This window comes from Streptomyces sp. NPDC088194 (genome assembly GCF_040702025.1).
In the GTDB taxonomy this organism is placed as follows: domain Bacteria; phylum Actinomycetota; class Actinomycetes; order Streptomycetales; family Streptomycetaceae; genus Actinacidiphila.
The window spans coordinates 90,694-109,492 of the sequence record NZ_JBFBIV010000028.1 but is presented as its reverse complement, the minus strand read 5'-3'; the positions used below and the strand labels follow the sequence as shown (position 1 = coordinate 109,492).

General features: G+C 72.6%; 15 protein-coding genes. 7 read left to right on the top strand and 8 right to left on the bottom strand.

The genetic code is table 11. From position 1 onward, the window contains the following. Positions 1–138: 138 nt before the first annotated feature. Positions 139–1,158, bottom strand: coding sequence for a glycoside hydrolase family 16 protein (locus tag AB0399_RS17965; RefSeq protein ID WP_366411945.1), 1,020 nt, complete (start codon positions 1,156–1,158; stop codon positions 139–141). A 417-nt stretch (positions 1,159–1,575) separates the two neighbouring features. Then, the gene (locus AB0399_RS17960; RefSeq protein ID WP_366411944.1) at positions 1,576–2,547 is read right to left on the bottom strand and encodes an aminoglycoside phosphotransferase family protein; all 972 of its coding nucleotides are present in this window, start codon (positions 2,545–2,547) and stop codon (positions 1,576–1,578) included. A 177-nt stretch (positions 2,548–2,724) separates the two neighbouring features. Here AB0399_RS17960 and AB0399_RS17955 point away from each other — a divergent pair, with 177 nt between their 5' ends. Continuing rightward, a complete protein-coding gene (locus AB0399_RS17955; protein ID WP_366411943.1) occupies positions 2,725–3,393 on the top strand; it encodes a methyltransferase domain-containing protein in 669 nt (222 codons plus the stop codon). Positions 3,394–3,717: 324 nt separating this feature from the next. On the opposite strand, the gene AB0399_RS17950 is transcribed toward AB0399_RS17955, so the two are convergent. Continuing rightward, the gene (locus tag AB0399_RS17950) at positions 3,718–4,131 is read right to left on the bottom strand and encodes a cytidine deaminase (RefSeq protein ID WP_366411942.1); all 414 of its coding nucleotides are present in this window, start codon (positions 4,129–4,131) and stop codon (positions 3,718–3,720) included. Positions 4,132–4,312: 181 nt separating this feature from the next. On the opposite strand from AB0399_RS17950, the gene AB0399_RS17945 reads away from it, so the two are divergent. Continuing rightward, complete coding sequence (locus AB0399_RS17945; protein WP_366411941.1) at positions 4,313–4,660, top strand: VOC family protein; 348 nt, start codon at positions 4,313–4,315, stop codon at positions 4,658–4,660. 161 nt (positions 4,661–4,821) lie between these two features. On the opposite strand, the gene AB0399_RS17940 is transcribed toward AB0399_RS17945, so the two are convergent. Further along, on the bottom strand, positions 4,822–7,230 hold the full coding sequence (locus AB0399_RS17940) for an endonuclease/exonuclease/phosphatase family protein (RefSeq protein ID WP_366411950.1): 2,409 nt from the start codon (positions 7,228–7,230) through the stop codon (positions 4,822–4,824). A gap of 853 nt (positions 7,231–8,083) precedes the next feature. Then, the gene (locus tag AB0399_RS17935; RefSeq protein WP_329364428.1) at positions 8,084–8,788 is read right to left on the bottom strand and encodes a TetR/AcrR family transcriptional regulator; all 705 of its coding nucleotides are present in this window, start codon (positions 8,786–8,788) and stop codon (positions 8,084–8,086) included. A 193-nt stretch (positions 8,789–8,981) separates the two neighbouring features. Between AB0399_RS17935 and AB0399_RS17930 the strand changes: the two genes are divergently transcribed. Beyond that, positions 8,982–10,406 carry an MFS transporter gene (locus AB0399_RS17930; protein ID WP_366411940.1) on the top strand — a complete coding sequence of 475 codons (1,425 nt, stop codon included), beginning with the start codon at positions 8,982–8,984 and terminating at the stop codon, positions 10,404–10,406. Between the two features lie 117 nt (positions 10,407–10,523). Here AB0399_RS17930 and cutA read toward each other — a convergent pair whose 3' ends face one another. The 3 genes from cutA to AB0399_RS17915 all read right to left on the bottom strand — a co-directional run bounded on the left by cutA (position 10,524) and on the right by AB0399_RS17915 (position 13,761). After that, on the bottom strand, positions 10,524–10,847 hold the full coding sequence (gene cutA, locus AB0399_RS17925; RefSeq protein WP_329364424.1) for a divalent-cation tolerance protein CutA: 324 nt from the start codon (positions 10,845–10,847) through the stop codon (positions 10,524–10,526). 75 nt (positions 10,848–10,922) lie between these two features. Continuing rightward, entirely contained in the window at positions 10,923–13,055 is a 2,133-nt protein-coding gene (locus tag AB0399_RS17920; protein WP_366411939.1) for a family 16 glycoside hydrolase, read from the bottom strand. Positions 13,056–13,494: 439 nt separating this feature from the next. After that, positions 13,495–13,761, bottom strand: coding sequence for a helix-turn-helix transcriptional regulator (locus tag AB0399_RS17915; RefSeq protein ID WP_366411938.1), 267 nt, complete (start codon positions 13,759–13,761; stop codon positions 13,495–13,497). Between the two features lie 57 nt (positions 13,762–13,818). Between AB0399_RS17915 and map the strand changes: the two genes are divergently transcribed. From map to AB0399_RS17895, 4 genes are all read left to right on the top strand, one after another. Further along, entirely contained in the window at positions 13,819–14,586 is a 768-nt protein-coding gene (gene map / locus AB0399_RS17910; RefSeq protein ID WP_366411937.1) for a type I methionyl aminopeptidase, read from the top strand. 176 nt (positions 14,587–14,762) lie between these two features. Beyond that, positions 14,763–15,371: a TlpA disulfide reductase family protein gene (locus tag AB0399_RS17905; RefSeq protein WP_366411936.1), complete on the top strand. Its 609-nt coding sequence runs from the start codon at positions 14,763–14,765 to the stop codon at positions 15,369–15,371. Between the two features lie 280 nt (positions 15,372–15,651). Then, the gene (locus AB0399_RS17900; RefSeq protein WP_366411935.1) at positions 15,652–17,238 is read left to right on the top strand and encodes a pyridoxal-dependent decarboxylase; all 1,587 of its coding nucleotides are present in this window, start codon (positions 15,652–15,654) and stop codon (positions 17,236–17,238) included. Next, positions 17,232–18,791, top strand: coding sequence for a hypothetical protein (locus AB0399_RS17895; RefSeq protein ID WP_366411934.1), 1,560 nt, complete (start codon positions 17,232–17,234; stop codon positions 18,789–18,791). Before AB0399_RS17900 ends, AB0399_RS17895 begins: the two co-directional genes overlap by 7 nt. Positions 18,792–18,799 lie beyond the last annotated feature (8 nt).

Below are 18,799 nucleotides of genomic sequence, written 5' to 3'. Positions count from 1 at the left end.
CACGCACTCCGAAGGCGCGAGCCAGGCACCGCTCGGCGCCGGGGAGCGGGCGAAACTCGACGCCCTGCGGGCCGGCCTCCCCGCGCGCCACAGGCGGTGCCGCGGTGCGTGGAGTGGTGCGGTGCGACGCTCGAGCGGCTACGGCGCCTTGTTGTAGACCGCGACGTAGTCGACGTTCATCTGACCGCCGGAGACCGTCGAGGAGTTGGGGCCGCCGCCGAACGCGTCGGGGAAGCCGCCGCCCATCGCCAGGTCGTAGATGATGAAGAACGGGTGGTCCACGGCGTTCGCCCACGTGGTGGCGTCCACCTGCGTGGAGTTGACGGTGAAGTAGTTCTGCCCGTCCAGGTACCAGCGGATCTGCTCGGGCGACACCGAGCGGTCGATCTGCACCGCGTACGTGTGGTAGCCGGTCTGGCAGCCGGAACAGGCGTGCTCGCCGGAGCCGATGCCGGTCGACTCGTTGCACGGGCCGCCCGGGTTGGTGCCGCAGTGCAGCGTGCCGAACACCGAGCTGCGGGCGTTGATGTCCTCCAGGATGTCCACCTCGCCCGAGGTCGGCCAGGTGGTGCCGCTGCGCAGCGTCGAGCCGAGCATCCAGAACGCGGGCCAGTAGCCCGCGCCGTTGGCCGTGGTCAGGTCCGGCTGCTGGATCGAGGACTGCATCATCACCACGCCGCCGGCGGGCGCGCCGAAGCTGTCGCTCTGCGTCTCGATCCGGCCCGACGTCCAGCCCGAGCCCGGGTCCGACCCGTCGTGCAGCGCCTTCAGCACCAGGTGGCCGTTGCCGTCCTCGTAGACGTTCGAGGTGCTGTTGGTCATCGTCTCGATCTCACCGGTGCCGAAGCTGCTGCCCGGCCCGGTGTCGTACTTCCAATCCGACGACGGCACACCGGTGTTCGCGGCGCCGTTGAAGTCGTCGCTCCAGGTGGTGGTGAAGCCGGCAGGCGGCGCGGGCACGTCGTTCGGTGCGACGGTGGCCGCGGTCGGGGCGGCCGCGCTTCCGGTGCCCGTGGCCGCGGTCATCCCGGCCAGGCTCAGCGCGGCCACGGCCAGCGCGGTCAGCGCCAACCGTCCCTTCGGCCTGCGGGTGCGCCGCGCCGTGCGGCCTGGCCCGCCCTGCGCCTTTTCCTGCTCTGGTACCTGTCCGCTGGACATGCGATCTCCTGTCCCGATCGGAATCTGTGGGGGGTTGCGCCCGTGGGCGCGCAAGTGCCATGAGCGAGCGCTGAGTTCACGACGCGCATACGGCTGCCATGCATCTCTCCTGCCCGGGTGGGGTCCGTGTACAGGGTCGCTACGCCCGTGAGAGCGCTCTCTCGGTCAGACAGTGGTCTAGTGCCCCGCTTCCTGGGAGTCAACCCGCCCCACACAAACCCTGCGCAACTCCTGTCCCACAGTGATCCGTTCGGCGGGGGCGCGGGAGGGCGCGCGGAGGTGCTCGGGGTGTGCGGGGGCGTAACGCGGGCCGTTGGGTGGTCCGTTGGGGATGCCGGTCGCCGTACGCGACTGGTGCGGTGCCGCGTTGCCGGTGGTGGGTTGCGGGCGGCGCGTGGTGGGCGGTGGGTGGCGCGCTCAGATCCGCCCGGAGGACGGGAGCGCGCGGTAGTGCGCGAGGCGGTCGTCGGTCCACGCGGTGTGGCGCGTGCGGAGCTCTGCCGGGGTGAGGTCGGTGCGCCCGAGATCCTGGTAGTTTGGGTACCAAGTCTCCACGGAGTGAAGCGAGTTGGTGAGGGCGAACAGGTCCCACAGCACCATGGCGGGCAGGTTCTGGCCGGCCGCCTCCTCGTACGCGGCCAGGAACGTCTCGGCCGCGGCCGGGCCGTGCAGCAGGACGAGGTCGAGCCTGCACCAGCTCACGTCGAAGCCGCGCGGTGCCAGCGAGGCGCCGGACCAGTCGATGACGCCGGTGAGCCGGTCCCCCTGCCACAGGACATTGCCCGACCAGTAGTCGTAGTGCGTCAGGACCGGTGCTTCCTCGGTGAGGCGGTGGCCGTGGGAGGCCAGGATCGCCGAGGCAGGAGCGGGAGCGGGAGCGGGAGCGGTGCCGGTGCCCGGGTCGGAGGAGGCGGCGGCATGGGCGGAGGCGGCGTCCTTGATGGTCGCCATTCCGTCGCGCAGTCCGGTGAGCCCGTGGAGCGGGACCTCGTGGAGCCGGGCCAGGGTGCGGCCCAGTTGGACCGCCGCCACCTCGGGGGACGCCGGTGTGATGTCCGAGCGGCCCGGGAGACGGGTGATAAGGGTCGCGGGTTCGCCGAACCGCTCTCCTTCGGGGTCGGCGCCGAGCAGCCGAGGCGCCCAGCCGCCCAGCCCGTCGAGCGCCGCAAGGACGACGGCCGCCCGAGCGGCGGCGCGGTCGCCGGGCGGGTAGCGGTGCAGGATCATCTCGTGCGCCGGGTCCACGGTCTCCAGCAGGTGCGTGGCGGCGTGGGTGCCCCCGAGCAGTCGCCGTACGGTGTGCGCGGAGGCTTCGGGTCCGGCGACTTCCGCCGCCCAGGTGAGCGCGGCGGCAGGCGGCTGGGAGTCGATCACGGGGTCAGTGTGCATGGCCGCAGTCCGCGGGGCCACCGGTTTCCGCGCCGTGGCGGCCGTGGTGGCCGTGGCGGCCGGGGCCGCCGTTGCCGTTGCGCCCGATGGGGTGCGGGCGCAGCGGATTCCGCGTTCCCCGTGCACCGATCGCCTGTTGTCCTGCCGTCCCCAGGGCCGTCGTCCTATGGTGGGCCGATGCGTGCACACTCCGTTGACCGCCCGGCCGACCTCGACAAGGTTCGCGAGTCCTATGACCGGGTGGCGGACAACTACGTTCACATGGTGGCGACGACGGGGCTCGGCGACATCCGTCTCCAGCCCTGGCTCAAGGCGACCATGGACGCCTTCGCCGACACCGTGAGCGACCTCGGCCCGGTACTCGACGTCGGCTGCGGACCCGGAACGGTGACCGCCTACCTCGTCGAGCGCGGCCTGGACGCGTCCGGCGTCGATCTCTCGCCCCGCATGATCGAGAACGCCCGCCGGCTGCACCCGGAGTGCCGCTTCGACGTCGCCTCCGCCACCGAACTCGACCTCGCGGAAGGGTCCCTCGGCGGCGTGCTCGGATGGTGGTCGCTGTTCAACCTCCCGCGCGACGTCCTTCCGCAGGTGCTCGCCATGTTCGCGCGCGCCCTGAAGCCCGGCGGGCACTTCATCACCGCGACCCACGTCGGCGACGAGGACGCGGTGCGCACCGAGGCGTACGGCGGCGTGTCCGTTCGGTGGACCACGCACAAGTGGCGGCCGGAAGAACTCGTGGACCTGATCGAACGGGCCGGCCTGAGCCTCGTCGCCGAACTCCGGCTCCCCGCCGACGAGCAGGTCGGCCCCGGGGTGGTCGTCGTCGCCAAACGCCCCGCCTGAGCCCGGGCCGCGGGAAAGGCGCACCACCCGGTGGACGTCAGGGAGCCGGTCGTACGGGTGCGGCGGGGGTTCGGCTGAGGGTCGGCGGGCGGCTCGGGTCGGTGAGGGTCTCGTACGGGGGCCGGCCGTCGAGCTGTTCGGCGGCCGGGGTGGCCGGGGTGGACGGGTCCCAGCCGCGGGCCGTGGCCTCGTCCGGGAAGGCCCGGGCCGTGCCGGGTTCGCGCAGGGTCAGCCAGGAGCCGCCCGCGGTGGCGATGGCGCCGGAGGAGGCGCAGCGGTCGGGGCTTCTTGTCGTCGCGCGCCATCGGTGGAGGGCAACCCCCGTCAGTCGGAGTCGAGTTGGTGGTCGGCCCAGACGTAGCTCTCGGGGAGCAGCGCGGTGATCGGGACGGCGCGGAGCTGGTCGCCGGCGCCGACGATGACGGTCAGGGCGGGGAAGTAGTCGAGGAGGACCTGGCGGCAGCGGCCGCACGGGGGCACGACGCCGCGCTCGCGGTTGCCCACGGCGACGATGGTGACGAGGTCGTCGATGCCCTGGGTGGCGGCTGTGCCGAGTGCGACCAGTTCCGCGCAGGGGCCGCCGGTGAAGTGGTAGACGTTCACCGCGGTGACGACGCGGCCGTCCCGCGCGCGGGCCGCGGCCGCCATGGTGTGGTTGTCGCCCCGGCAGGCCGTGGCCGCGACATCGGCCGCCGCCCGGATCAGTTCGTGGTCGACGCGATCGGTCGGTGTGGTCATCTGGTCCGCTTTCGTACGGTGCCGGGGGACGCGCCGGGCGACGCGCCGGGGGACGCCGGTGCGGCGACCAGTCTGCCCTGTCGACGCGTCCGAGCGCGCCGGTGAACGTGCGTCGGTCAGCGCGCCGTAGTACTCCTGGAGGCACGCAAACACGTCCGTCCGTCCGTACTTGGAGTCGTCGATGACCGTTCGCCGGGTCGTGCCCAACATCCATTCCGAAGCCGCGGGGGAGAGCCGGGAGTTCTACGGGCTGCTGGGCTTCGAGGAGGTCATGAACCACGGCTGGATCATGACGCTCGCCTCCCCGTCCAGCCCGGCCGCGCAGATCAGCATCATGAGCGAGGACAGGACCGCGCCCGTCACCCCTGACCTGAGCGTCGAGGTGAGCGACGTGGACGCGGCCTACGCGCTCATGCGGGAGAGCGGCGCCGAGATCGTCCACCCACTGCAGGACGAGGAGTGGGGTGTGCGGCGCTTCTTCGTCCGCGACCCCAGCGGACGGGTGGTCAACGTGCTGGGCCACCGCTGAGGTTCGCCGCGCGGGCCGCGGGCGGCGGGTACGGCAGTCGCGCGGCGGGTGGCCAACAGGCGGCGGCGGCCACTTCCGTGACCGCCGCCACCCGTCAACAGGCCCGCCCCTGACGAGCGTTGCCCGCGGCGTGCTGCGTGCTAGGCGTTACGCCGTACGAGTTACGGCTTGAGGCGGATGACCTGCGGGTCGTGGTCACTCGTCTGGTCGGCGAACTCGGAGTTGATGTGGACCACGTCGTAGTCCACGTGCTTGCCGAGGTTCGGGCTGACCAGGATGTGGTCGAGCACCTGGGAGTTGCCCTCGTAGACGTAGGAGTAACGCTCCGCGACCGGGAGGGTGTTGACCAGGTCGGTCAGCGCCTTGCCGTTGCCGGTGAGGGCGTACACCGCGGGCGAGAACTGGTAGTCGTTGAGGTCGCCGAGGACGACGACGTCGGCCTTCGGGTCGGCGGCCTCCAACTGCTCCACGAAGTCGTGCTCGAGGATCGCCTGGCGCACCCGCTGCACCTCGGAGCTGCGCACCGGCGGCTGGAAGCGGCTGTCGACGCCCTGGTCGCCGCCCTTGCTGTCGAAGTGGTTCGCGATCACGAACAGCTTCTTGCCGCGGAAGGTGAACTCGCCGGCGAGCGGCTTGCGGCTGCTGTTCCACGCGGGGTCGTTCGGCGCGATCCGGCCGGGGGAGGCGGTGAGTTCGGTCTTGTCGCCCTTGCCGGTGATGCCGACCGCGGTGGTCGAGTCGCCGCCGGCGTGGTCGACGAAGCCGACCCGGGCCGGGTTGAAGAGGAACACCTGGCGGATGTTGCCGCCGGGCTCGCCGCCGTCCTTGTCGTTGACCGGGTCGATGCCGCGCCACTGGTAGTGCGGGCCGCCGGCCGCGGCGATCGCGGCGGTGAGCTTCGTCAGCGTCTGGTCGGCGGCCACCACGCCGTCGTCCTTCGCGCCGTCGTTGTCCTGGATCTCCTCGAGCGCCACCACGTCGGGCGAACGCAGGTTGGTGACCAGGCCCTTGGCCAGCGCGTCGAACTTCGACTGCGGGTTGTCGGGCGCCAGGTTCTCCACGTTGTACGTGGCGACGGTGGCCTGGTCCGGCGACGCCTTCGCGGTGACCTCGGGCTTGATGCCGCCGCTCTTGACGGTGCCGAGGGTGCGTGCCTGGAGCGCGTACGTGCCGCCGAACTGGTTGTAGTCCAGCGGGCCGGTGGTGGTGCCCTTCAGCGTGTCGCCGACGTTCGCGGTCGGGAACGCGGAGGTGGAGGTCGGGATGAGCGACTGCACCATCAGCCGGCCGGAGTTGGGGTCGTCGTAGCCCTTGTAGAGGGTGCCGCCGCGCTTGGTCGGGTTCTGCTTCGGCTTCACCGTGACCCACAGCTCGGAGTACGGGTCGGTGGCGCCGACCACCCGGCTGTCGCCGATCTGGACGTTCATCCCTTCGAGGGAAGCGTACAAATCGAGCGCGTATTCGGACGGGCGCAGGGGGAAGCTCTCGATGGAACCGCCGCCCGCGCTGGGCGCGAAGGAGTCGGGCACCTTCTTGTCGTCGAGGACCACGGGGGCGGGCACCGGGTTGCCGCTGGAGATCTTGGTCACCGTGGGCTTGGTGATCTCCGTGACGGCCTGGCCTCCGGCGGTGGTTCCGCCCGGGTAGTAGTCCGAGACCGTACCGGCGACGGAGACGCTGTCGCCGACCGAGACCGTGGGAGTGGAGCTGGTGTAGACGTAGATTCCCTCGCTGGTGCGCGGGTCGTTGTCCGGGTGCGGGTCCTGGAACCAGAAGCCCTGCGACGAACCGTAGGCGCGCACGCCGGTGACGATGCCGGTCGCGCCGCTGATCGCCTTGCCCTCGTACGGCGACACCCGGGTGTCGCCCTGGATGTCGTGGATCTTCACCGTGGCCGGCGGTGACGTCGGCGGCGTGGTGGGCGGGGTGGTGGGCGGCGAGGTCGGGCCGCTGCCGCCGGTGCCCGCGGCGTTCTGCGGGGTCGGGTCGCCCGCGGTGAAGTCGGCCGCGTTGTCGTCGGTGTCGGTCAGCGTGGCATTGCGCGCCACCGACGCGGTGTTGCTCGCGCCGGCCGCCGGGCCGCTGCCCTCGTGCACCACGGCCGTGCCGTAGCCGACCAGGTCCTTGACCCGGGAGTCCGCGGCGCAGTCCGCCGCCGTCACGCAGGTCAGCGGGTCGGCGCCCTGCACCAGGGCGATGGTGCCGGACGTGCCGGACATCGCGATGTTCCCGGTCGCGTCCGGCGCCGGCAGCGCGGTGCTGCCGCCGGTGCCGGCGGCCTCGCCGACCAGGTAGCGGCCGCCCGCGGCCAGCGACCCGGTCAGCGGGGTGGCCTGCCACTTGGAGGTCGCGGTCGGCGCGCCCGACAGGTACTGGATGCTGTAGTCGCTCAGATCCAGCGTGGCGGCACCGGAGTTGGCCAGCTCGACGAAGTCGTTGGTGTAGGTGGCACCGGCGTTGCCGCCACCGCCGTACACCTCGGCGATCACGGCGTCGGCGGACGGCGTGGCGAAAGCGGAGTGGACGCCGATGCCCGCCAGGACGACGGCGCCGGCTATGCCGAACGGCAGGACCCGCTTGCGCAGCAGGGCCGAGCGCGGCGGGTGCGTGGCGGACGCGGCCTGCGCGGAAGGCGCGGCCTGCCCGGGCGTACCGGGTCTCGCGGGGCGCGAGGCGCCCTCAGGGGAGTGCGACACCGGAGGGGATCTCCTTTGTGCGGTGGGCGATTTACGGTGCCGCGGGCGCTACCGCCCCCGGGGAGGGAGGAGGAGACACGCGCGAACGCGCTCAAGATACGCGCGTAGATCTGGCCGCAGAAGGTACTTGGAGTTAATTCTCCGTGCCTGTCGCCGTGGGCCCGCTCACCGTGGGCGACGGACGCGGGGTCAGGAGGGGTGGGTGTCGCCGTCCGGGGCGCAGGGGGGTGCGCGTTCCCGTCCGGGGTCCGGGGCCGGCCGGAGCCGGCGTCCTTCGCCTCGGCTTCGAGGCGTTCGGCGGCCACCGCGCCCATTTCGCGGTGGCGGCGGACAGGCGTACCCCCGGTTCCGCCACGTACGCGCCGAACCCGGAGCTGCCGGGGGCGGTCGCCAGGTCGCGCAACCGGCGGCTCTCCTCGGCCCGTTGGCGGTGGCACCGCTCCTCCGCCCGGGCCGGACCGGCGGCGTCCTCCGGGGCGGGGATGGACAACAGGAAGGCGCGGAGAGCGACTTCGCCACGTACGGTGCGGCTCGGCTCGACCCCGGTCGGCCACGCCCGCGGTTCCGCCCGGCCGGCCTCGGTGACGTGGTAGCACCTGCGGCCCCACCGGACTCCCGGATCGGACCCCCGAACCGGGCTCCCGGACCGGACCCCGCCGGGTGGACGCCGGGCCGTAGGAGAGCCGGCGCGGTCGGAGTCGGGGTCGCGGTCGAGTCGCGGTCGGGGCTATCCCGCCACCGGCTGCGACCCGCTCCGCAGGCCGCGCAGGCCGGTGACGATCAGCTCGATCCCGCGGCGGTAGTACAACTCGGCGCTCGCGCAATCGGCGAGCGGGCCGGCCGCGGCCACCACGTGCGGATAGCGGCGCGGCGAGAGGGAGTTCAGGTGGGCCCGCTTGGCGCGGACCGCGGCCTCCTGCTCCTCCGCGTCGCCCGAGGCGTGCCCGGGCTCGCCGATCACCAGGGTGATCAGTGACGCCAGGACGTGGCAGGAGCTGTCCGCGCCCCGCTGGACGTCCATCCCGGCGGAGCCGAGCTGGGCGAGCACCCGCTCGGTGATGTCCAGGCCCGGCTCGCTCCCGGTGATCCGGGTGAGCAGCAGCACGGCGGCGTTCGGATGCGGCACCAGCGCCTTGACCACGGCGGTCAGCACGCCCTCCAGCTGCTCGTACCAGGGCCGGTCGTCCGGCTCGGGCATCTCGACCGAGGCGAGCAGGCTCTCGGCGACCGCGTCGAGCAGGCCCTCCTTGTCCGGGAAGTGCCGGTAGAGCGCCATCGGCGTCACGTCGTGCTGCTGGGCGACCCGCCGGATCGTGACGGCGCCCAGGCCCTCCGTGTCGGTCAGGGACAAGGCCGTCGCGATCAGCTCGTCGCGGTTGAGTCGCTTCTGCGCGGCCATCTCTCGCCTTCCGATCAGCTCGGTTGTGTACATCGTACGCAGGGTCCGTACCCGTCGATCCCGCGCGCGGTCCGCGCCCGGCCACGGCGCCACGCACAGGTCACTAGGTATACGTCGTACACGTCTCATGTATGGTGACTCCGTAAGCATACGCCGTACACATTCGGCGTACCTGCTCGTTCCGGCCTGCCCGGATCTGCTCCCACCAGCTACCTGCGGAGACGCCATGCGACGCAGTCCCTGGGCCACGCTCACCGTGCTGGCCCTCGCTCAGTTCATCGTGGTGCTCGATGTGACGATCGTGAACGTCGCGCTCCCCGACATCCAGTCCGACCTCGGCTTCAGCACCGACGGCCTGCAATGGGTGATCAGCGGCTACACCCTCCTGTTCGGCGGATTCCTGCTGCTCGGCGGCCGCGCGGCCGACCTGCTGGGCGCCCGCCGGATCTTCGTCGCCGGGCTCGTCCTGTTCGGCGTGACCTCGCTGGCCGGCGGCCTGGCCGGCTCGCCCGGGCTGCTCATCGCCGCCCGCGCGGTCCAGGGGCTGGGTGGCGCGATGCTCTCGCCGGCCGCGCTGTCCATCCTCACCGTCACCTTCGAGCACGGCCGCCGCCGCAACATCGCGATGGGCATCTGGGGCGGCCTGGCCGGACTCGGCGGCACCCTCGGGGTCGTCGCGGGCGGCGTGCTGGTGGACTCGTTCAGCTGGCGCTGGGTCTTCATCGTCAACGTGCCGATCGTGGTCGGCCTGGTGATCGCCGCGCCGCTGTTCGTACGGCACTTCCCGCGGCGCGCCGGTGCGCGCTCGTTCGACCTGCCGGGCGCGCTGCTCGGCACCGGCGGGCTGCTCGCGGTCGTCTACGGCGTGGTGCGCGCCGAGCCGGTCGGCTGGTCCTCGTTCGAGGTGATCGGCTGCCTGGTCGCAGGCGTCGCCATGCTCGCGGGCTTCCTGGTGGTCGAGTCCCGCGCGGCGGCGCCGCTCGTGCCGCTGCGGCTGCTGCGCTCCCGCGCGTTGAGCACGGCCGGCGGCGCGCTCGCGCTCAACGGGGCCGGCTTCCTGTCGATGTTCTTCCTCACCGCGATCTTCCTCCAGCAGGTCAGGCACGGCAGCGCGCTGCACGCGGGGGTCGAGTTCCTGCCGATGGGCGGCACCGCGATCTTCGGCGCGGTCGCGGCCACCCCGCTGGTCACCCGGTTCGGCACCCGCCCGGTGCAGATCGGTGGCGCGATGATGAGCACGGTGGGGCTGCTGCTGCTCACCGCGGCCGGCGCCGACGGGTCGTACGCCGGCCAACTCCTGCCCGGCCTGCTGCTGTTCGGCGCGGGCATCACGTCCGTGGCGGTACCCTCGCAGATCGCCGCGGTCGCCGACGTCTCCGCGCACGAGGCCGGCGCCGCCTCCGGTGTCGTCACCGCCTTCAACCAGGTCGGCGGCGCGCTCGGGCTCGCCGTCGTCACCACGCTGTCCACCTCGAAGACCACCTCCGACCTCGCGCACGGCAGTTCCCAGTCCGACGCGCTGGTGGCCGGGTTCCACCGCGGACTGCTGGTCGCGGCCGCCTTCATGGTGGTGGCGATCGCGGTCACCGCGCTGTCGCCGCGGCTGGCGCCCAGCGCCGAGCAGATCGCCGAGGAGCCGGTGGCGGCGTAACGCCCGCAGGGACGCCTGCCCGTACGCCCATCCGCCCGCCGGCCCGCCCGTACCTCCCGATCGATCGATCGATCGCGGGAGCGTACGGGCGGGCCGGCGGGCGGTGGCGGTGGCCGGTCAGCCCGCGGCCGTCTCCGCGTCGAGCCAGGCCAGGTACGGCGCGCTGCCGCGCTCGATCGGCACCGCGATGATCTCCGGAGTGTCGTACGTGTGGGCGGACTCGAGCAGCGCTTCGAGCGTGTCGTACCGCTCGGCCGGGGTCTTGAGGAGCACCCGCCACTCCTGCTCGGCCCGGACCTCGCCCTCCCACCAGTAGACGGAGCGGATCGGCCCGTCGATCTGCGCGCAGGCCGCGGCGCGGGCCTCGACCGCCACCCGTGCCAGCTGCTCGGCGCGTTCGGCGCTGTCGGTCGTGGTCTGCACGGTGACGTACCCGGACACGGGGCCTCCACAGGTCGGTTGGGCCGAGCGTAACGGCCCTCTCAACCGGTCGGCCCCGGTCAGCCGGTCAGCCGGTCACGTCGTGAGCGTCGCCACCGCGACCGCGTATCCGCCCAGCGGGTAGGAGTCGGCGCCGCTCCACTCGCCGCGGATGTCGCCGCCGGCCGATTTCTGGTCCACCACCCTGACGTGGGCGCCGCGCAGCCCGTCGATCGTGACGGTGACCGGCGCGTTGGTCTTGTTGACCAGCAGCACCTTGCGGCGGCCCCTGTCGACGAGCGCGAGGGCGTACACGTCGCCCGAGGGCTGGTCGGGGAGTTCGATCAGCCGGCTGCCGGGCCGGATCTCGTCGAGGATCAACTCCAGCACGCGATAACGCGCGTTGGGCCCGCCGGTCGTCCAGTCCAGCATCGACACCGACGGGTACTGGCTCGGGTAGCCCATCAACTGGCTCTCGCCCACGATGTCGATGCCCATCAGCGCGAGCCGGGCGAAGACGTAGGCGTAGAGCCCGCCGGAGAAGTTCCAGTACGCGTCGGGGATCGGCGCCGGGTCGGACTGGGTGGCCGAGTCGGGCAGGATCGTGCCCAACTCGTCGACAGTGGTGCGGACATCGGGTGCCAGCGAGGTACGGATCTGCTCGACCTGGGCGACGGTCGCGAGGAACCCGTCCGCCTGCGCGAAGCCGTCCGGCCCGTAGTCGTCCGCGGTGTCGGCGGAGTTGGGCACGGCGTAGAAGTGGTAGCTGATCAGGTCGAGCGGGACGCCCGGCCGGTGGTTGGCCCGGTCCAGGAAGTAGCGGTAGAAGTCGAAGCCGGCGGAGTTGCCGAGCGCCAGCGCGACGAACTTGGTGCGCGGTGACACCTCGTGGATCGCGGTGACGATCGCGTCGTACAGCTCCGTGTACTCCTGCGGGGTCATCGCGTGCTCGAAGTCGACCTCGTTGAGCACTTCCCAGTACGGCAGTTGGTAGTGGTACGGCGACCGGTGGAAGGCGCCGTACTCGTCGGTGAAGCCGCCGGCGGTGTACCAGGAGACCAGCCGCCGGTAGTAGTCGGCGACGACCGAGACCGGCACGGCCAGGCGCTGCCCCTGCGAGTAGCCGAAGTCCGGCGCGTCCGGGTCGTCCGGGTAGGCGACGGGCGCCGTCCAGCGGGACAGGTCGCCGGAGAAGTCGTCGGAGAGCAGCGTCGTCCCGTCGGCCGACGTCACGACGACGTTGTCGAAGTCGGCCGACTCCGAACCGTGTTCGCGGAACCCGACCGTTCCGGCGGCGAAGGTGTCGTCCTGCACGGTCAGCACGTCCGTGCCGTCCACGCTGACGGTCAGGGTGGAGCCGGCGGCGGTGGTGCGCACCTGGTAGGTCCGGCCGTCCTCGACCGCGAACGGCAGCGCGGTGGCCCGGACGGGGCCCGACTGGCCGTCCTTGAAGGGCACGAAGACGAGGTAGCCGCTCTGCGCCGGGGCGCTGTACGGGTAGTTCGACAGCAGGAACCCGTAGCCGTTGCCGGGGTCCCGCATCCGGACCGTCCAGCCCGCCTGCGCGTAGTCGGACCCGTCCTGCACGCCGGTCGCCCGCGGGGTGACGTCGACGGCGAAGGTGTAGTCGGTCCAGTCCGTGCCGCTCGCGGCGATGCCGATGTCGCCGCCGACCACGTGCAGCGCACCGTCCTCCAGCGTCCACGGCGTGGGCTGCCACATCCACTCCGGGATGGTGCTGAAGTTGAGGATCGTCGATCTGCCGCGGGTGGCCTTCTCGAAGTCCTCGACGAGCGGGTCGATGAGCGAGAAGTCCCAGCTGGTACGGCCGTCGGCCGGCGGTTCCAGCTCGGCCACCCCGAGCTTCGGGTAGGGGAACCACGGCACGAAGCGCACGTAGTCGGTGTCGAGGTTGCGCAGCGCGCGGTAGACGCTGTCGTGGATCGGCGACTCCCGGCGGATCTTGGGGTTCACCACGACCTGGAGCGTCGGCGTGGTCTTCGACACACGGCCGGCGGCGTGCCAGTCGATCGGCAGCGGCGCGGCGGCTCCCGCGGCGCCCTCGGCGTGTGCGGCGGTCGCGGGCAGCAGCGGGGCGGCCGCGGCGGCGGCACCGGCGGCGCCCAGGGACTTGAGCACCGTGCGGCGGGCGGGCGCCGCCGGGTTGCCCGCCGGGCGGGTCGGATGGGTCGGGCGGGTCGGATCGGTCGGATGGGTCGGGCGGTCCATGTCGGCTCCTGTCGCATCAGGTCATGAACATGACAGTTCCGCCCGAAGGGCGCCGGGCGCCTCGCGTCTCGAACGGTCGCGCACGGGAGGGGTGCGCGGCTCCCACGATAGGTGTGAAACGATTCATAATGGCGGAACGACGCGAGACTATGTGCTGTGCCGCGCGAGCGTCCAGGGTCCGGCGCCCCATATCTGTGCCAACGGTGGTGGGGGAGGCGGCGGTTGGAGGCGGGCTGCGGGGGCGGGTCGGGCCGGCCGGTCCAGGGGTGGCGGGCCGCGGGTGGGTGGGCCGCGGGGTGAAACGTTTGCATGGAGGCCGGGTGCGCGGGCCGGCTCGGGTTCGGCGCGGTGGTGGCGTCGGACGGGTTCCGGGTTCCGGGTTCCGGGGTGCGGGGCGCCGGGTGCCGGGTGCTGGAGACCGGGTGTCAGGCGCCGGGTGCTAGGCGGTCAGGGCTTCGGGCTCCGGTGGGCTGCACTCGATGGCCAGGCGGTCGGCGGACAGGCCGAGGGCGTTGGCGAGGGCGGTGATCGTGAAGAAGGCCGGGGTGGGGGCGCGGCCGGTCTCGATCTTGCGCAGCGTCTCCGCGGAGATGCCGGCCGCGGCCGCGACGGCGGTCATGCTCCGGTCGCCGCGGGCTGCGCGGAGCAAGGCGCCGAGGCGTTCGCCACGGGCCCGCTCCTCGGGGGTCAGGGGATTGCGCACCATGGACGTGATACTAATACCGGGATAGTTATCCGGTATGAGAATGGGGAGGCGCGTTCCATGGTCGAGATCAAGACGGACGCGGCATTGGACGCGATGCGCGAGGCCGGGCGGGTGGTGGCCGACGCGCTCGGCGCCACGCGGTCGGCCGCGGCGGTCGGCGTATCGCTCACCGAGCTGGACGAGGTGGCCCGCGCGGTGCTGGCCGAAGCGGGCGCGAGCTCGCCGTTCCTCGGATACCGGCCGTCGTTCGCGTCCGTGCCGTTCCCCGCGGTGATCTGCGCCTCGGTCAACGACGCCGTGGCGCACGGCATCCCCGACGGCTACCGGCTGCGCGACGGCGACCTGGTCAGCATCGACTGCGGCGCCGAACTGGACGGCTGGACCGGCGACGCCGCGATCAGCTTCATCGTCGGCACGCCCCGCCCCGAGGACGTCGCGCTGATCGACGCCACCCAGCGCGCGCTCGACGCGGGGATCGCCGCCGCGGTGGCCGGCAACCGGATCGGCGACATCTCGTACGCGGTGGGCGAGGTGGCCGACGCGGCCGGCTGCGGCATGCCCCCGGACTTCGGCGGCCACGGCATCGGGCGGCGGATGCACGAGGACCCGCACGTGCCCGGGCGCGGCCGCCCCGGCCGCGGCTTCCCGCTGCGGCACGGCCTCACGCTGGCGATCGAGCCGATGCTGATGTCCGGCGGGCGCAACGCCTACTTCACCGCCGACGACGGCTGGACCCTGCGCACCACCGACGGCAGCCGTGCCGCGCACATCGAACACACCGTCGCCGTCACCCCGTCCGGCCCGCGGGTGCTGACGCTGCCGTGACCGCCCTGCCGCGCGCTGCGTCGCGTGGTGGGGCCACGCGGAGCGCGTGCGTGCGGATCAGGCGCCGACCCGAACCCGGCGCAGGCGAGGGCGAGTTCGAACCCGGCGCGGGCGAGGGCGAGTTCGAACCCGGCCCGGATGAAGGGGAGTTCGGACCCTGTGCGAGGCTGGGCGGCGTGATCCGGATTCCCCGTCGGGAAGCGCCGCGCCGGCCGGGCCGGGTGCGGTGGAGCCGTACCCCGCGAACGCTGCTCGTCGCGTCGGCCGTTGCCCCGTTGCTCGCCGCGTGCGGGGGCGGCGGCGGTTCCACGTCGGCCGGCACCGACGACCTCGCGCCGATCGCCGCCACCCGGCGCGTGGCGGCGCCCGACCTGGCGGGCAGCACGCTGAGCGGCGGCCGCGACAGCCTCGCCGCGTACAAGGGCCACGTGGTGGTGATCAACATCTGGTCCAGCAACTGCGGTCCCTGCCGCGCGGAAGCGCCCGGGCTGGCCGCGGTCGCCGCGTCCACCCGCGCGCAGGGTGTGCGGTTCCTCGGTATCGACACCCGCGACTACTCGCGGACGAACGCCGCGGCCTTCGCGAAGCGGTTCGCCCTGCCCTACCCGAGCCTGTTCGACCCGTCCGGGCGGGAGGTGCTGAAGTTCCCCAGGAACAGCGTCAATCCGCAGAGCGTGCCGGCCACCGTCGTGATCGACGCGCAAGGCAGGATCGCGGCCCGCGCGTTGCACATCCTCGGCGAGGCGGACCTGCGGCGGATGCTCCGGCCGTTCCTCCCCGCGTAGCCCTCCCTCGCCGCGCAGCCGTCGTCGACCGCCGTGCCTCCCTCGCCGCGCAGCCGTCGTCGGGCGCCGTGCCTACGGTGTCCGCGCTGCCGCCGTCGCCGTGGTCCGCGTCCCCATCCACCCCCTCGCGGGCGTCCGTTTCGCACACCCGCGCGCAACTGCGCCCGGATTGGGCCGTACGGGCGAATCTCGCACCCTATGTGAGTGAAGCGCGTAGACGTCCACGGAACGGCGTTGCCATCCTCCGAGCAGCAGGACGCTGTATCGAGGGGGACCACGCATGGCAGAGCCCCATGCGGCCGCGGTAGGGGCCGCGGGTCGCATTCCGTCGCAGCAGTCGGAGCCGTACGCCGAGCCGTACACCGAGTCGCGCGACGCGGACGAGCCTGCCCAAGGCCCGCCGGAGGCAGCCGCGTTCGGTCCCGCGCACTTCCGTACGGCCGCCGAGCGCACCCTCGGACAGCTGGCCCGGCACATCGGCGACCACTCCGTGCGCGGTCTCGAACTGACTGACCCGCGGGTGCTGGCCAAGACCGCGCGCTCGCTGATGACGCGGGAGCGCGAGCGGGTCGCCGGCTTCGACGGGGACCGGCTGGCCGCGATCGTCGACCTCTACCTGGAGACCGGCATCCAGGTGCACTCGCCGGGTGCGATGGGCCGGCAGTTCACCGGCTCGGTGCCGCTCGCGGCCGTCGTGGAGTTCGCCGGATCGGTGGCCAACCAGCCCTCGTCGTTCTACGAGGCCGCCCAACTGCCCAAGGTGGCCGAGCAGATCATGGCCGCCGAGCTCAACGCGTACATCGGCTGGGACCCCGGGCGGTTCTGCATGACCACCACGTCGGGCGGTTCGCTGGCCAACCTGACCGCGCTGCTGGCCGCCCGCAACCGCGCCTTCCCGGGCTTCTGGGCCGACGGCGCCGCCGCGTTCGGCGGGCGCGGGGCCCGACCGGCGATCGCGATCGGCGCCGACGCCCACTACAGCGTGGCCCGGGCGGCCGGCGTGATCGGCGTCGGCGAGTCCCAGATCGTCCGGCTGCCGCTCAACGCCGCCAAGCAGATCGACCCCGACGCGGCCCGCAGCACGCTCGACGCCGCCAAGGCCCGCGGCCTGGACGTCTTCTGCCTGGTCGCCTCGGCCGGCACCACCGCGCTCGGTGCGTTCGACCCGCTGGACGAACTCGGCGACCTGGCAAGGGAGATGGGCTTGTGGCTGCACGTCGACGGTGCCCACGGTGCGAGCCTGCTCCTCTCCGGGCGGCTGCGGCACCGGCTGCGCGGCATCGAGAAGGCCGACTCGCTCACCTGGGACGCGCACAAGATGATGTTCGTGCCCGCGCCGTGCACCCTGCTCTTCCACCGGGACAAGGACGCCGGCGCCGGCGCCTTCCGGCAGCGGGCCAGCTACGTCTTCGACGACGAGCCCGACCTCTACACCGCGCTCGACAGCGGCGACCGGAACCTGGAGTGCACCAAGCGCCCCATGATCATGCCGCTGTGGGTGCTGTGGGCGGTCTACGGGCCGGCGCTGTTCGCCGAGCGGATCGAGCAGCTGTGCCGGCTCACCGAGCGGGCATACCAACTGGTCCGCGCCGCGCCGGACTTCGAGGCGCTGCACCACCCGGAGGCGAACATCCTGTGCTTCCGGCACCGCCCGCCCGGGCTGCCCGAGCACCACGTGCACCGCCACCAGATCGCGATCAGGGACCGGATCAAGGCCCGCGGCGACTTCTTCATCTCGAAGGTCGACGTCGACGGGACCGCCGCGCTGCGCGTCGTGCTGATGAACCACCGGACCACCGCCGACCACTTCCGGACCCTGCTCGCGGAGATCCGGACGGCCGGCCAGGGAGTTGAGCGAGCATGCTGACCGAGAACACCACCGCGGCCGGCCGCACCGAGCTGGTGAGGCGGCTGATCCCCGACCTCGACCACCGCCCGGCGAGCATCGAGCAGGTCTCCCGACTCCCCTCCTTCCTGAGCGTGTTGCGGGCCTGCGAGCAGACGCTCGGCACCCCGTACAGCGCGGTGGACCACGAGGTGCAGGACACGCTGGTGCTCCGCCGGCTGCAGCAGATGGTGCACACCGTGCGGCTCAACCCGCTGTGGCGCGAGCGGCTGGCCGGGGCCGGAGTGCCCGACACCCCGGCGACGTACGACGAGTGGCAGCGGGTACCGCTCGCCGACAAGGACACCCAGCGCGAGTTGTTCATGGGCGAACGGCCCGGGCTGGTCGTGCCCCTGACCCGCGGCGGCTTCGAGATCGTCGCCAGCGGCGGCACCAGCGGCGGCCTGCCGGTCGAAACGGTCTACTCGCTACGGGAGTTGCAGGACACCTACCGGCTGGCCGGCGACTTCATCGGCCGGCACATGCTCGCCCCCCACCTCACCGGCGACGACCCGAAGTGGCTGTTCACCACGCTCGCCGACTACCAGATGTGGAGCAGCGGCACCATGGTCGGCGGTGTCCTGCAGAGCGTGCCGGGCGTCAACTACATCGGCGCCGGCCCGGTCGGCACCGCCGTCATCGAGCAGATGTTCTCCTACCCCGGCCCCAAGGCGCTGATGGGCATCACCGCCGGCATCGCGATCCTCACCGAACTCGGCGCCGGCATGAGCCGTCCGGCCAAGGAGAGCTTCCGGGTGGCGATGTACGGCAGCGGGGTGCTCGCCAGGCGCAAGCGCGCCGAACTCAAGGCGATGTACCCGAACCTGTCCATCCTCAGCTACTTCGCCGCCACCCAGGCCGAGACCATCGGCCTGCAACTGAGCGAGTCCTCAGCATGGTTGGCGGCCGTGCCCGGACTGCACCTGGTGGAGATCGTGGACGACAGCGGCCGCTGGGTGCCGGAGGGGGCGGAGGGCGAACTCGTCGTCACCCGCCTGCACGCCCACGAGGCCCCGCTGCTGCGGCTCAAGCTCGGCGACCGGATGATCCGCCGGCCCAGGACCGACGAACCGGGCCTGCGCACCCAGCGGTTCGAGTTCGCCGGCCGCAGCGGCGACGTCCTGCACCTGGGCGACACGCAGTACGCCGCCGCCCGCGCCTACGCCGCACTGCGCGACCGGCTGCGGGCCGGGAGGGTGCTGGACCTCGACGAGGCCGCGCACGACGTGCAGTTCGTCAACCACCGCGAGTCGAAGCTGCTCACCCTGCTCGCCGCCGTCGACGACGTGCCCGGCGCCGCCTACCGGCTGGACGAGGCGCTGGGCGCGCACGGCGTGCAGCGCGCGTTCGCCGAGAGCCTGCCGCTGGCCCTGTCCGTGTACAACCAGTGGGAGGCCGACCCGGTGTCGATCGCGAAGAGCGGATACCGCTTCGACCTGCGGTTCGTGCCCCGCGACTCGCCGGAGATCGAGCACACCGCCGTCGGCAAGGTGCCGCTGGTGCGGGACGTTAGGGCCGACTGGACCGCCCGGTGAGGCCCCGC